Below are 14,393 nucleotides of genomic sequence, written 5' to 3'. Positions count from 1 at the left end.
CGCCGCCGTCGTGCTGCTGGGGGACACCTTCCATGACCGCGCCTCGGAGGAACGGCTGGCGGCCGACGACGCCGAGCAGCTTCGGACCCTGGCCGGCCTCACCCGCCTGATCTGGGTGATCGGCAACCACGACGCTGACGGCCCCCAGGCCCTGCCCGGTGAAGTGGCCGACGAACTGACCGTGGCGGGCCTGAAGCTTCGGCACGAGCCCCAGGCGGGCCCGCAGCCGGGCGAGGTGGCGGGGCACCTGCATCCGTGCGCCAAGGTGACGGCCTCGCGAGGCACGGTGCGGCGGCGCTGCTTCGTGACCGATGGCGAGCGCCTGGTGGCGCCCGCCTTCGGGGCCTATGCCGGGGGACTGAGCATCCGGGACCCGGCGTTCTCGGGGCTGTTCGCCCGCGACCCGCTTTGCGGCGCCCTGGGGACCGGCCGTGTGCACGCGGTAGGCTGGCGCTCCGTGGTCGGCGACTAGAGCGCCATCGCCTGTTCCAGGGCCATGGCCAGGGAGACCGACGCCCCCAGGGTCAGGACCGTCATCAGCCGCGGATATCGCGCCGGCACATCGGGCGCCGAGTGATCAAACAACCACTGGATGATGAAGGCGGCCATCAGGCCGGTGATGATCCAGGACGTTGGGAGGTCGCCGCGGGCGACCAGCAGGCCAAAGCCCGCGATCGGCGAGATGATCGAGCCGGCCAGCCTGGACCATCGCGGCTGCTCGCGGCTGCTCTCCAGGCCCCAGCGGATCCCTCCCAGGAACCCCAGCATGATCGCCGACCAGGCCAGCAGCACGCTGAGGGCGTGTTCCGACCAGCCCGGCGGGCCATAGGCATAGAGGCTGGCCGACACAGGGAAGGCGGCCAGGCCGATCATGGCCAGGACCCACATCGGCTTGGGGGCGGAGGCCTCGGCGTCCATCACAGGCGTCAGTTCCTCCGGAAGACAAGTGAGGCGGCCCAGCCCGCGCCGAGCGCCAGGGCCATCGACACCAAGCCGTACAACCATGGGCTATGATGGGCGAAAAGGTAAAGGGTCCGCTCGATTCCGGCCTTCTCCACCGTCAGGGTTCGGACCTTTCGCGAGACCGGCTGCCCGTCCTGGAAGAGGATGATCTCGGCTTGGTAGGTCCCGATCGGCGCCTTGGTGGGCAGATCGATCTCGGCCTTGAACAGGTCCTTGTCGACGAAGGTGACCCCCTTGTCGTCGGCGTCGTAGAGGCCGGCGTCCTCCTTCAGCCGGATGACGGCGCGCCGCCAGTCCAGATAGTCCCCCCCCAGGCGGCTGACCACGACGTCGCGGACGCCGTAGCGGGTCTCGGTGCGCTGCTCGAAGGGTGCGTTGATGGCCAGGTGATCGATGCCGGCGCCCAGGCGGCGCAGCGTCCCGAAGCCGGCGATATCCTCGAGCGGCCGGGTCGAGGCGGTCATGTAGAAGCCGGGCGCGCCCCGGAACACCACCGGCCGGCTGTTGACCCAGAGCCCGGCCACCTTGGTCTTGCGGGCGATGCGGATCGGGTGCTCGGGCCCACGGACGATGACCACCACATCGCTGGGCTTGGTGGTCGGATCGAAGACCGCGCCATAGAGGACGATGTGGGCCCCCCGGAAGCTGGAGGTCACGCGGACCTCCGTCGTGGTGAGCGCGGCGGAGACCGCGGCCGGCGAGGCGGTGAGCTGCGGGGCGGTGGGACTGGGAATCTCGAGCGCCATCAGCCCATCCCCGTCATCAGCACGAAGGGCTCGTCGGGGGTGAAGAACAGACCAAGCCCCATGCGCAGGCCAACCAGCAGGACGATCAGGGCCAACAGGGCGCGCAGCTCCTCGGCCCGGAAGCGCGATGAGGCCTTGGCGCCGAGCTGCGCGCCCAGCACGCCGCCCACCAGCAGCAGGGTGGCCAGGACGATGTCGACGGTCTGGTTGCGGCCGGCCTGCAGCACGCCGGTCAGGGAGGTGGTGATGATGATCTGAAAGAGACTGGTGCCCACCACGACGCCGGCGGGCATGCGCAGGATGTAGATCATCGCCGGGACCAGGATGAACCCGCCGCCGACGCCCATGACCGCCGAGAGCACGCCCACGAAGACCCCGAGCATCACGGGCGGGATGACGCTGATATAGAGCCGCGAACGCGGGAAGCGCATCTTCAGCGGCAGGCCGTAGAGCCAGGGCGGGCGACGGTCCTTGCGGGGTTTGGGCGGCTGGCCGCTGCGCCGCCGCAGGATCGACTGCAGGGACTCCACCAGCATCAGGCCGCCGATCACCCCCAGAAAGATCAGATAGGAGAGCGCCACCACCAGGTCGGCCTGGCCCAGCAGCCGCAGCCAGCGGAACAGTTCCACGCCCACGATGGCGCCCACCACACCGCCACCCGCCAGCACCCCGCCCAGGCGGAAGTCCACGGCGCGCTTGCGGGTGTAGGAAATCACGCTGGAGGTCGAGGAGGCCGCCACGTGGTTGGCCATGCTGGCCACAGCCACCGCCGGCGGGATGCCCATCAGCACCAGGACAGGCGTCATCAGGAAGCCGCCGCCGATACCGAACAGCCCGGAGATGAAGCCGACGAGGGCCCCCAGCGCCACCAGGAGCGGTGCGTTCACCGAGACTTCGGCGATGGGAAGATAGAGGTCCAAGGTCGCCTCTTATGGCGCCTGGCGTGTCACCGCGTGAAGACCGAAAGCTTGGAAACTGTCGAAGGGTCGAGTTGGCCGGTGGCCTGCATGCCCTGGTCACGCTGATAGGCGGCGACGGCAAGTTTCAGAGCGCCCGACGCGCTGCCGTCCGTCGGGCCCTGATAGTAGCCCAGACGCGAAAGGGCCCGTTGGGCGGTGACCACGGTCGGGGAGGCCGGGGCGGCCGCCAGGGCGGTAGCCGGGGCGACAGAGGGATTGGGCGTGCTGGCGCGGAACCCTGCGGCCGCGCGTTCGGCCACGGTGCGAGCATCGGTCGACAGGCCGGCAGCCACGCGCTGAGCGCTGGAGCGGGCCTCCCCGTCGCCGGTGCGGGCGGCGACCAAGTACCACTTGTAGGACTCCGCCGCATTCTGGCTTACCCCCAGCCCCTGCTCATAGAGGGCGGCGAGATTGTACTGGCTGTCCACCAGGCCAAGGTCGGCGGCGCGACGGAACCACTGCGCCGCGGTGGTGGAATTCTTCGGACCGCCTGAGCCGGAGATGTAGGAGATGCCCAGGTTGTGCATGGCCTTGGGATCACCGCCCTCCGCGGCGCGCTCGGTCCAGCGGCGCGCCTCGACGAGGTCCTTCTTCACCCCGCCCGAGCCGCTCTCATAGAGCTTGGCGAGGTAGAACTGGGCGGGGGCGTGACCCTGGTTGGCGACGGCCTTGAGCTGGTCGAGCCCGCCAGCCTGCTTGGTCTCCACCGCAGACGCCGCGGTCGCGAAGCGCTGGGCCAGATCCGCCGCGGGCGGGGCGCCAGGCATGATCGGCTGGGGCGTGAGCGCGATGGCGACCCGGGGACCGTCGCCGAAGGGGGTCGTGTCGGCCTCCGCCCCCATGATCTCCTCAGACTGGCCGGCGTTCATGGCGGCCAGCGCATCGGCCACCCGCTTGGGCGGAGCGCCACCGGGCTTGCCGTCCATCAGCATGAAGCTGGCGGTGGCAAGACTGAGGCAGGCCGCGCCGCCCACCACCAGCAGGGCGGTCTGCAGAGAGGAGCCGGCCCGGCGCTTAGGCCGGGCGCCGAAGCCGGCGAACAGTGAAGTCCCTGGTTCCTTGGCGACCTTTTCCGGCTTGGCCTTCTTCTCCTTGGGCTCCTTGGTCTTGCGGCCCTTGGGGTCGTTCGGCGTCGAGGCGCGGGCGGCGGCGCGGGCCTGCTCGATCACCTCGCGGGTGGACAGCGGGCGACCGGGCTCGGGCGGAGCCACGACGGTGTTGGAGCTAACCGGGGGCTCATAGGCCTCCTCGAGGGCGACCTCTTCCTCGTGCTCGCCGATGGGGGCGAAGCCGTCGGCGGCTTCGAAGTCCTCGGCGTCGAAGGCCGGCCGCTCGGGATCGCCGGAGAAAGGCTGGCCCGGGAAACCGTCCGGCGCGTCGGGTCCGGTCTCCGGCGGGGCGAAGGCCTGGCGCGCAAGGGGATCGGCGGCGACCTCGGCCGGGCCGAAGCTCGGGAACGGGTCGGGACCGAAGGGAGAGAGAAGTTCCGGGACGACGGCCGGGGCGCGGACGATCGGCGCCGCCGCCACCTGCTCCGACAGCCGGCGGTGAGACTCGCCCAGGCGCGCATCGATCTTCTCGCGCGCCTCCTCCAGCATGCGGGCGGTGCGCTCCTCGCTCTGGCGGATACGCTCGACGAGATCGTCGGAGGCGCGCTCGCTGCGCTGGTTCATGCGTTCGGTGACCCGAGCCACCTGCTCGCCGACGTCGTCGATCGCCTGGGCTGAACGGCGCTCGGCGTTGGCGATGCGTTCGGAAAGCTTCTCAGTGATGCGGCCGATCTCGGCGCCCAGACGCTCCAGGGCCTCGGCATGGACGCTGTCGGTGCGGCCCAGCTTGCTCTCCATCGCCTGGGCGATGCGGGCGACTTCGCCGCCCACCTGTTCAATCGCGTCGGCGCTGCGGTGTTCGGTGGACTGGACGCGGCGGTTGAGGTTGTCGGCCACGGTCAGCACCTCCCGGCCCATTTTCTCGATCGCCTGGGCGGAGCGCTGCTCGGCCAGGCGGACGTGATCGCTCATCTCGGCCAGCTTGCGCTCCATGCGGTCGAAGCGGCCTTCCGCGGAGACCTGGAGCTTCTGGGCGATCTCGCCGCGTGCGGCGTCGACCCGGCTGCTGAGATTGGCGGCCAGTTGTTCCAGGCGCCGGTCGAGCGCCGGCGAGGCGCCGCCCTCCACCGCGCGCAGCCGGCCGTCCACGGTGGAAAAGGCGTCCTTCAGACCCTCCATGGCCGCGGCCGTGCGCGACTCCGCGTCGGCCAGGCGGTCGCCCACTCGGCTGACCACCTCCTCGATAAGGGCGGTGGGATCAGCACCGCCGCCATGGGCCCGGACCTCATCCACCCGCTCACGCAGGGCGCCCAGGGTTTCGCGGGTGCGGGCCTCGCCTTCGTAGAGATGGTTGGCGACCTTGCCGAGCGCCTGCTCCAGGGCGCGCAGCGCCTCGGCCGAGCGCGGGCCGGCGGCTTCGCTCTCCACGCGCCGCACGCGTTCCGCCAGGCGGGCCTGCTCGGTGCGAGCCTCGTCCACAGCGCCCTCGAAGCGGGCCGCCACGGCGACGTTCTCGCGCTCGGCGATCTCGATGCGGGACAGGGCGTCGCGGACCGAGTGCTCCACGGCGCTGATCGCCAGTCCGGCGCGGCCCTCGGAGTGCTCAATGCGGTCTGTCAGGCGGTCCAGCGCCAGGGTGACCCGGCCGATCTCGTCGGCGGGGTGCTCGGGCGCCTCGTAGCGTGGGGCGGGCTCCGGCGCACGGAGCGGGGCCATGGGCCGCGGCGTCTCTGCGCGGGGCGCATCGTGCCGCAAGGGCGCTTCGTAGAACGTCTCCCGGGGCGGCTGGTCGAGGAAGGCCTCGGGCCGGGCGGCCGGCGCGTCGTCGACGGCGCGCTCCGTGAAATAGGTTTCCGAAGTGACTTCCTCCGGACCCTCGTCCTCGAGGATCATGCGGTTCAGCCATTCACCCAGAGTCATGCCAGAGCGCCGGGCGAGGTCCTTGGCGACCTCCCGGGCTTTTGGGTCGATCCCTTTGACGCTCCATGGCGTCCCCGAGCTCATACCGAATCGTTCTCCGCAGGACTGACCTCAGACGCTATCCACCGAACCTTGGGGTGTAAACGCGAGGTTAACGCAAGATATAGCGTCTGGAGCGATTGGCTGTGGATGATCCAGATCGTCCGGGAACCCAGGCGGGAACGGCTCTGGCGAAGTAGAAGCAGGCAAGAATCTGATCGGCTTTGCGGGTTGATCGCACCTGCGCTACGCCGTCGCACATGACGCTTTCCGTGACCCTCGGCTTGATCGCCGCCTTCCTGGCCATCGCCGTCTTCGCCGGCTGGCGCGGCGCCCAGCCGCCCGATCCGCTGAAGGGGGTGCGCATGGCTCCCTACCGGCTGATCATGGTGACAGCGGCGGCGGCGGTGTTGATCCTACTGGTTCACTTGGTGAACCTGCTGGGCGTCAAGACGGGGCGCTGACGGCCTGCGGCGGCGCTTCCGGGCTCTCGGCTTTCTTCGGCCGCTTGGCGAGACCTGCGACCCCGCCCGACGACAACAGGCCCACATCGGCCAGCAGCAGGGGGATGGCCCACTTGCGCGGGGCGGCGATGTAGCGGGGCTGCCACAGCGGGTCGTACTTGTCCTTGTAGGTTCTCACGCCCTGGAAGTTGTAGATTTCCTCGGCGTGCTCGAAGAACAGGTTGCCGACCCGGGACATGACCGGCGCCAAGGGGCGATCCTCCAGCCCCGCCAGGGGCGCCATGCCGAACTCCACGGCCTTGTAGCCCTGGGCCCGGCCCCATTCGATCAGCTCCACGAACAGATAGTCCATGATCCGCTTGGGCGCGGCCGGGCCGTAGCGCATCAGGTCCATGGAGAAGGAGGTCTTGGCCGCCGTCGTCCACAGGGTGGCGAAGGCCACCACGGCGCCCTCGAACCGGACCACGGCCACCGGGAACTCCGAGACATAGCCGGGGTAGAACCCGCCCATGGAGAACCCCTTCTCGCCGCCGGCATGCTCGGCCAGCCAGGCGTCGGATATCTTGGCCAGGGTGGGGACGAGGTCGCTGATCTGTGGGGCGGGATAACCTCGAAGGTTGCGCCTTCCTCACCGGCCCTGCGCCAGGCGCGGCGCAGATTTCCGCGCTTGGTGCCCTCGATGCGGAAGGTCTCGAGGGGCACGGCGGCGGCCTCCCCCACCTTCTGGATCGAGAAGCCCAACTCCACCACGTCGGGCAGGTGATCCGCGCCGATCCCATAGATGCCCGGCCGCGCGGCATGGGCGTCGGCCAGTTCGCGGAACCGCCACAGCAGCTCCAGTTGCTCGTCGCGGCGGCCGACCGGGGCCCCGAGCGCGACCCAGGTGCGCCCCCGCACCCCGAACATCAGGAAGCTCTCGCCGCTGGCCGAGAACAGGAACCGCTTGTCCCCCAGCAGGGCGACGTTGGAGCCGGGCTCGGCCACCTCGGCGTTGGCCAGGATGTGTCGCACGCGCTGGAAATCGCGATCGGCTTCGCCCACCACCGGCGGCGTGGCCGCGGTCGCCAACATCCGCCACAGGCCGAAGGCGAAGAGGGCCAGGGCGGCCCCGGCCCAGGCGCGGATCGATCGGGCGGCGTCAGCGTCCACCATCATCCGCCAGAAGGGCTGGTCGGCGTAGTCGGCGTGCTCAAAGGACCAGAGGCCCAGCAGGCCTGCGCCCATCAGGGCGGCGAAGGCCGAGGCCAGCCAGCCCGGAGTGATCTCCATGCGCGAAAGTCGCGCCGTCCGGGGGAAGGCCTCGCGGAACGGCAGCAGCGCGAAGGCCAAGGTAACCAGCAGCGCCGTGTCTTCCCAGACAAATCCCTTCAGCAGCGACAGCGAAGCGGCCAGCAGCAGGGCCCCTATGGTCGCGCCCCAGGCGGCGTCGAGCCGGGAGCGCAATCCGAAGGCCAGCATGACCAGGGTCAGACCCAGGATGGACGAGAGGAAGTGACTGACCTCGATCAGATAAGCCGGTGTCATCTGGTAGAGGCGCAGGAAGCGGTCGGGGACCGAAGGCGTCGCGGCCGAGGCCACCAGCATGACGCCGGCCGCCAGGGTCAGGACCGCGCCAAGGAACGGGGCGACCGCGAAGGTCGCCGGCTTCAGTTCTCGCCAAAATCTCATTTACGGTCCGTGCGTCCCCGAAAGCCCAGCCGCCTAGATAGCCGATTTTTTGAGCTTTGGGCCGCGTCAAACAAGCGTTTCGTTCCTTGCTCTTGGGGCGCCCGACGCTAATGTGGCGACGGCTTCAGCTTGAGACCTCGGGAGGATTCCATGGCCGACTTCGGCGGCGGCGACATCGACGCGTTCCGCAACGAGGTGCGCGCCTGGCTCGAGGCCAACTATCCGGCCGAGCTGCGCGACCTCAAGGCCAAGACCGATCCCGAAGCCGTCTGGGGCGGCCGCGCCTTCGCCGGCGGAACCGACCCCCAGGCCGTGTGGACCCAGCGCATGGGCGTCCAGGGCTGGACCACGCCCACCTGGCCCAAGGAGTACGGCGGCGCGGGCCTGACGCCTGCCGAGGCCCGGGTGCTGGACCAGGAACTGGCGGCCGGCCGCTATCGCCCCGGCGTGCTGGCCTTCGGCATCTGGATGCTGGGACCCGTCCTGCTGGAATACGGCACCGAGGCGCAGAAGAAGGCCTTCCTGCCGCCCATCGTCCGCGGCGAGATTCGCTGGTGCCAGGGCTATTCCGAACCCGGCGCCGGCTCCGACCTCGCCAGCCTCGCCACCCGCTGCGAGGACAAGGGCGACCACTGGCTGATTAATGGACAAAAGGTGTGGACCAGCTACGCCGACAAGGCCGACTGGTGTTTCTGTCTGGTGCGTACCGATACTTCGAAGAAACATGAGGGGATTTCCTTCGTGCTGATCGACATGCGGACGGAGGGCGTCGAGACGCGGCCGATCCAGCTGATCTCCGGCGAGAGCCCGTTCTGCGAGACCTTCTTCAACGACGTGAAGATCCCCAAGGACAACCTGGTGGGCAAGGCCAACGGCGGGTGGGAGATCGCCAAGCGGTTGCTGCAGTACGAGCGGCAGAACATTTCGGGCGGTTTCGGCGGCGGCGGCGGGGCCGGCGGCTCGGCCGCGGACCTGCCGGTGGTGGCCAAGAGCTACAATGGGACCGATGACACCGGTAGACTGGCCGACACCGACCTGCGCCAGCGGATCACCCGCAACGAGATGGATTTCCGCTCGCTGCGGCTGACCATCGGCCGCACGGCCGCCGAGTCGCGGGCCAGCAATGGGCCGAGCGCGGCGACCTCGATCATCAAGTATGCGGCGGCCGAGTTCGCCAAGGAGCGGTCGGAGCTGATGGTGGAGTCCATGGGCCACCAGGGCCTGGGCTGGGAGGGCGACGCCTTCACCACCGGGGAGCTGACGGCGACCCACGGCTGGCTGCGCTCCAAGGGCAACTCCATCGAGGGCGGCACGACCGAGGTGAACATCAATGTGGTGGCCAAGCGGGTGCTGGGCCTTCCCGATCCGAAGTAAGCGCCTACATCAAGGGCGCCGCTCAATTTCAGGGCGGCGCTCTCTTCGACTTGAACGACTGATTTTTTCGAGAAGGCGATTTTCCCATGGCTGATTTCGGCGGCGAAGACACCACCGCGTTCCGGGCTGAGGCCAAGGCCTGGCTCGAAGCGAACTTCCCTGAGTCCCTGCGCAAGAACCCGGCCGCCCAGCTGGCCGCCCAGATGGGCGGGACCGAGAGCGAGGACGCCAAGGCCTGGCGCCAGGCCATGGGCGCCAAGGGCTGGGGCACGCCGACCTGGCCGGCCCAGTACGGCGGCGGGGGCCTCTCGCGCGCGGAAGCCCGGGTGCTGGCCGAGGAAATGGCCGCCATCGGCGCCCGCAACCCGATCGGCGGCATGGGGGTGATGATGTTCGGCCCCACCTTGATCGAGTATGGCGCCGAGGACCTGAAGGCCCAACACCTGCCCGGGATCATCAAGGGCGAGGTCCGCTGGTGCCAGGGCTATTCCGAGCCGGGCTCCGGCTCCGACCTTGCGAGTCTTCAAACCCGGGCGGAGGACAAGGGCGACCACTGGCTGGTGAATGGTTCGAAAATTTGGACGTCTGGCGCGAATCTGGCCGACCGCTGCTTCTGCCTGGTGCGTACCGACACCTCAAAGAAACATGAGGGCATCAGCTTCCTGCTGATCGACATGACGGCGCCCGGCGTCGAGGTCCGGCCGATCCGGCTGATCAACGGCACCTCGCCCTTCTGCGAGACCTTCTTCACCGACGTGAAGGTCCCCAAGGACCAGCTGTTCGGCCCGCTGAACGGCGGCTGGACGGTGGCCAAGCGCCTGCTGCAGTTCGAGCGCGACAACATCTCGGCCGGTCTCGGCGGCGGCAACCTGGGCGCGGCCCAGGCGACCATTACCGTCAGCGAGGCGGCCAAGCACTATGTGGGCGTCGACGACACCGGCGCGCTGGCCGACACCGATCTGCGCCGCCGGATCACCGAACACCTGATGGAGACCCGCGCCTTCCAGCTGACCGTGCGCCGGGCGGCCGACGAGGCCAAGTCGAACCAGGGCCCCTCCTCGGCCACCTCGATCATGAAGTACGCCGGCGCCAAGATCGCCCAGGACCGCAACGAGCTGATGGTCGAGGCGATGGGCCACAGCGGCCTGGGCTGGGAAGGTGACGGGTTCGAGGGCAATGAACTGGCCACCGTGCGCGCCTGGCTGCGCTCGAAGGGCAACTCCATCGAGGGCGGCACGTCGGAGATCAATCTCAACGTGGTGTCCAAGCGCGTGCTGGCCTTACCGGATCCCAAGTAACGGGGACTCCCGATTGGGCGTATTTTGTGTTATACTGATAGCTAAGAATTTGAATTCAGGGAGAATTTTACATGGCTGATTTCGGAGGCGCTGATCTCGACGCTTTCCGCGCCGATGCGCGCGAGTGGCTCGAGGCGAATTTCCCCAAGTCCCTGGGCAAGGATCCCGAGGCCCTGCAGGCCGCGGCGATGAGCCCGGAAAAGCCCACCGGCGACTACGCCACGTGGAAAGAGCGCATGGGCGCCAAGGGTTGGGGCGTTCCCACCTGGCCGGCGGCCTATGGCGGTGGCGGCCTGTCGGCCGGCGAGGCCCGCGTGCTGGCCTCGGAGATGGCCAAGCTCGGCGCCGTGAACCCGATCGGCGGCATGGGCGTGGGCATGTTCGGTCCCACCCTGCTGGAATACGGCACTGAAGAACAGAAGCAGAAGTATATCCCCGACATCGTCACCGGCAAGGTGCGCTGGTGCCAAGGTTTCAGCGAGCCCGGCGCCGGGTCTGATCTGGCGGCTCTGCAGACGAAAGCTGAAGACAAGGGCGACCACTTCCTGGTGAACGGAAGCAAGATCTGGACGAGCGGCGGCCAATACGCCGACATGATCTTCTGCCTGGTCCGCACCGACCAGGCGAAGAAGCACGAAGGCATCTCCTTCGTGGTCTTCGACATGCACCAGCCGGGCGTCGAGGTTCGCCCGATCCGCCTGATCGCCGGCTCCTCGCCGTTCTGCGAGACCTTCTTCACCGACGTGAAGGTGCCCAAGGAAAACCTGATCGGCCCGCTGAACGGCGGCTGGACCGTGGCCAAGCGCCTGCTGCAGCACGAGCGTTCGGGCAAGGGTGGCCGTCAGGGCGAGGGCGGAAACCGCTCCAAGGCCGACATCCTGGGCGTGGTGGCCAAGAAGTATGTGGGCGAGGACGCCAAGGGCCGACTGGCCGACAGCGACCTGCGCACCCGCATCATCCAGAACGAGATCGACCAGCGCGCCCTGCAACTGACCGTGCGCCGCGCGGCCCTGGAATCCCGCAGCAATTCGGGTCCGTCGGCCGCCACCTCGATCATGAAGAACGCCAACATGAAGGTCGCCCAGGACCGGGCCGAGCTGACGCTGGAGTTCATGGGCCACCAGGGCCTGGGCTGGGAAGGCGGCGATTTCACCCCTGAGGAGCTGACCGCCGTGCGCGGCTGGCTTTCCGGCAAGGCGGGTTCGATCTATGGAGGTTCCAACGAGGTGCAGAACAACATCATCTCCAAGCGGATCCTCGGGCTGCCGGACCACATCCAGCAGCACTAGGGCGTCTGCCCCCTCATCCGTCGGGCCGTACGCCCGACATCCTTCTCCCCCACGGGGGAGAAGGGCTTCAGTTTTCGAGTGACCTGAATTTTCAAGGAGACTTTCTAAATGGCAGACTTTGGCGGCGGCGACCTGGACGCCCTGCGCACAGAGGCCAAGGAGTGGATCGCGGCGAATTTCCCCGCCTCCCTCAAGGGCCGTCCGAACCCGATGATGCGGGAAGAGCGCTCGACGCCCTCCCCGGAACAGGAAGCCTGGCGCAAGGCCATGGGCGAAAAGGGTTGGGGCGTTCCCACCTGGCCCGCGGCCTATGGCGGCGGCGGCCTGTCGGGCGCCGAGGCCCGCGTGATCCAGCAGGAGCTGGGCCGCGCCGGGGCCTATAACCCCATCGGCGGCATGGGCGTGATGATGTTCGGCCCCACCCTGCTGGAATACGGCACGGAAGAGCAGAAGCAGGAACACATTCCGCCGATCGTGAAGGGTGAGCTGCAATGGTGCCAGGGCTTCTCCGAGCCGGGCGCCGGTTCGGACCTGGCCAGTCTTCAGTGCAAGGCTGAAGACAAGGGCGACAAGTTCGTCATCAACGGCCAGAAGATCTGGACGAGCGGCGCGCAATTCGCCGACTGGTGCTTCTGCCTGGTCCGCACGGATACTTCGAAGAAGCATGAAGGCATCTCCTTCGTGCTGTTCACGATGCATCAGCCGGGCGTCGAAGTCCGTCCGATTCCTCTGATCGCCGGCAACTCTCCTTTCTGCGAAACCTTCTTCACCGACGCGATCGCCGACAAGAAGAACCTGGTCGGTCCGCTGAACGGCGGCTGGACCATCGCCAAGCGGCTGCTGCAGCATGAGCGTTCGGGCCTGTCCGGCGCCGGTGGCGGCGGCTTCGGCATGGGCGGCCGCGGCATCGTGCAGATGGCCAAGGATTACGTGGGCGCCGACGAAGACGGCCGACTGTCGGACAGCGACCTGCGCACCCGCCTGATCATGAACGAGATGGACGGTCGCGCCTTCCAGCAGACCGCCGTGCGCTCGATGATGGAATCCCGGTCGAACTCCGGCCCCTCGGCCGCGACCTCCATCATGAAGAACGCCGGCACCCGCTGGATGCAGGACCGCGCCGAACTCACCCTGGAGATCATGGGTCACCAGGGCCTGGGCTGGGAAGGCGACGACTTCTCGGCCGAGGAACTGGGCGCCGTTCGCGGCTGGCTCGGCGGCAAGGCCACCACCATCTATGGCGGTTCGCAGGAGGTGCAGAACAACATCATCTCCAAGCGCATCCTGGGCCTGCCCGACCTGACGCAGAATAACTAGGGAGCCGAGGCAGACACGCCTGCCAAGCCCCCTACCCCGCTCGTCCCGGCGAAGGCCGGGATCCAGATCGGGGTCAGGGGGCGGCCAGGTCCGAACCGCGACAGGGCGAACCCGCCCCGAGCCATAGGATCTGGGTCCCGGCCTTCGCCGGGATGAGCGGTAGGGGTGGACGCACCGACGCCTTCAACGACAAACCAACATTCGAGATTCAATAGGGAATTATTTGAAATGGCCGTTCTGAACGAAGAACAGAGCATGCTCCGCGACGCCGCGAAGAGCTGGACCCAGGAAAAGAGCCCGGTCACCGCCTTCCGCAAGATGCGCGATAGCGGTGTGGACGTCGGCTACGATGCCGCCGCCTGGAATGAAATGGCCGAGATGGGCTGGGCCGGGGTGATCATCCCCGAGGAATACGGCGGGTCCGACTTCGGTTACCTGTCGATCGGCCTGATCCTGGAAGAGCTGGGCCGCACGCTCACCGCCTCCCCGCTGCTGGTCTCCGCCGTCGGCGCGGCCTCGGCCCTGACCCTGGGCGGCTCTGACGCCCAGAAGTCCGAGTGGCTGCCGAAGATCGCCGAAGGCACCGCCGTCGGCGCGCTCGCCGTCGACGAAGGCGCCCACCACAACCCGGCCAAGGTCGAAACCACCTTCGAAGGCGGCAAGATCACCGGCAAGAAGACCTTCGTCCTGGAAGGCTTCAAGGCCGACGTGCTGATCGTCTCGGCCAAGGGCCCGGACGGCGTGGGCTTCTACCTGGTCCGTGGCGATGACGCCGGCGTCAGCCGCACCCGTCTGGCCCTGGCCGACAGCCGCGGCGCCGCCAACATCGAGTTCAAGGGCGCGGCCGCCGAGCCCCTGACCGGTGGCGCTGAGGTTGTGGAAAAGGTCCTCGACCGCGTTCGCGCCGCCCTGTCAGCCGAAATGCTGGGCGCCGCCGTCCAGGCCTTCGAAGTGACCCTGGACTACCTCAAGGTCCGCGTTCAGTTCGGCCAGGTCATCGGCTCCTTCCAGGCCCTGCAGCACCGCGCGGCCAAGATGTTCACCGATCTGGAACTGGCCCGCTCGGCCGTCGAAGCCGCCCTCCAGGCGATCGACGCCGGCACCCCCGACGTCCCGGAGCTGGTCAGCCTCGCCAAGGCCAAGATGGGCGACACCTTCCACCTGGTGTCCAACGAGATGGTCCAGATGCACGGCGGCATCGGCATGACCGACGCCCACGACGCCGGCTTCTACCTCAAGCGCGCCCGGGCCGGCATCTCGGCCGAGATGCTGGGCGCTGCGGTCCAAGCGTTCGAGATCACGTTGGA

11 protein-coding genes and 1 pseudogene are annotated in these 14,393 nt (G+C 68.4%); 7 read left to right on the top strand and 5 right to left on the bottom strand.

The window, feature by feature from the left end; genetic code table 11:
• Positions 1-472, top strand: a 472-nt coding sequence (locus RMO97_RS12990; protein WP_409035313.1) for a metallophosphoesterase, incomplete at its 5' end; no start/stop codon positions are given.
• On the opposite strand, the gene RMO97_RS12985 is transcribed toward RMO97_RS12990, so the two are convergent.
• Genes RMO97_RS12985 through RMO97_RS12970 form a run of 4 tightly spaced genes read right to left on the bottom strand, consistent with a single transcriptional unit; the run spans position 469 to position 5,721 of the window.
• Positions 469-918: a DUF3429 domain-containing protein gene (locus RMO97_RS12985; RefSeq protein ID WP_310541479.1), complete on the bottom strand. Its 450-nt coding sequence runs from the start codon at positions 916-918 to the stop codon at positions 469-471. The two genes, RMO97_RS12990 and RMO97_RS12985, sit on opposite strands and share 4 nt — an antisense overlap.
• Before the next feature lie 8 nt (positions 919-926).
• Positions 927-1,709 carry a TIGR02186 family protein gene (locus RMO97_RS12980; RefSeq protein ID WP_310541478.1) on the bottom strand — a complete coding sequence of 261 codons (783 nt, stop codon included), beginning with the start codon at positions 1,707-1,709 and terminating at the stop codon, positions 927-929.
• Complete coding sequence (locus RMO97_RS12975; protein ID WP_310541477.1) at positions 1,709-2,629, bottom strand: sulfite exporter TauE/SafE family protein; 921 nt, start codon at positions 2,627-2,629, stop codon at positions 1,709-1,711. Before RMO97_RS12975 ends, RMO97_RS12980 begins: the two co-directional genes overlap by 1 nt.
• Positions 2,630-2,655: 26 nt before the next feature.
• Complete coding sequence (locus RMO97_RS12970; protein ID WP_409035312.1) at positions 2,656-5,721, bottom strand: peptidoglycan-binding protein; 3,066 nt, start codon at positions 5,719-5,721, stop codon at positions 2,656-2,658.
• A gap of 227 nt (positions 5,722-5,948) precedes the next feature.
• On the opposite strand from RMO97_RS12970, the gene RMO97_RS12965 reads away from it, so the two are divergent.
• A complete protein-coding gene (locus tag RMO97_RS12965) occupies positions 5,949-6,140 on the top strand; it encodes a hypothetical protein (RefSeq protein WP_310541475.1) in 192 nt (63 codons plus the stop codon).
• On the opposite strand, the pseudogene RMO97_RS12960 reads toward RMO97_RS12965, so the two are convergent.
• Positions 6,124-7,211, bottom strand: a pseudogene (locus tag RMO97_RS12960) (phosphatidylglycerol lysyltransferase domain-containing protein). The gene RMO97_RS12965 and the pseudogene RMO97_RS12960 sit on opposite strands and share 17 nt — an antisense overlap.
• A gap of 747 nt (positions 7,212-7,958) precedes the next feature.
• Between RMO97_RS12960 and RMO97_RS12955 the strand changes: the two are divergent.
• From RMO97_RS12955 to RMO97_RS12935, 5 genes are all read left to right on the top strand, one after another.
• Entirely contained in the window at positions 7,959-9,182 is a 1,224-nt protein-coding gene (locus RMO97_RS12955) for an acyl-CoA dehydrogenase family protein (protein WP_310541474.1), read from the top strand.
• Between the two features lie 86 nt (positions 9,183-9,268).
• Positions 9,269-10,480, top strand: a complete 1,212-nt coding sequence (locus RMO97_RS12950) for an acyl-CoA dehydrogenase family protein (RefSeq protein ID WP_310541473.1) — start codon at positions 9,269-9,271, stop codon at positions 10,478-10,480.
• A gap of 71 nt (positions 10,481-10,551) precedes the next feature.
• Complete coding sequence (locus RMO97_RS12945; protein ID WP_310541472.1) at positions 10,552-11,769, top strand: acyl-CoA dehydrogenase family protein; 1,218 nt, start codon at positions 10,552-10,554, stop codon at positions 11,767-11,769.
• Positions 11,770-11,877: 108 nt separating this feature from the next.
• Positions 11,878-13,086: an acyl-CoA dehydrogenase family protein gene (locus RMO97_RS12940; protein ID WP_310541471.1), complete on the top strand. Its 1,209-nt coding sequence runs from the start codon at positions 11,878-11,880 to the stop codon at positions 13,084-13,086.
• 255 nt (positions 13,087-13,341) lie between these two features.
• On the top strand, positions 13,342-14,393 hold a 1,052-nt coding region (locus RMO97_RS12935; protein WP_310541470.1), incomplete at its 3' end, for an acyl-CoA dehydrogenase family protein.

The organism is Phenylobacterium sp., assembly GCF_031425575.1.
Classification (GTDB): domain Bacteria; phylum Pseudomonadota; class Alphaproteobacteria; order Caulobacterales; family Caulobacteraceae; genus Phenylobacterium.
The sequence above is the reverse complement of the archived record's forward strand: the minus strand, read 5'-3'. Positions and strand labels throughout refer to the sequence as shown.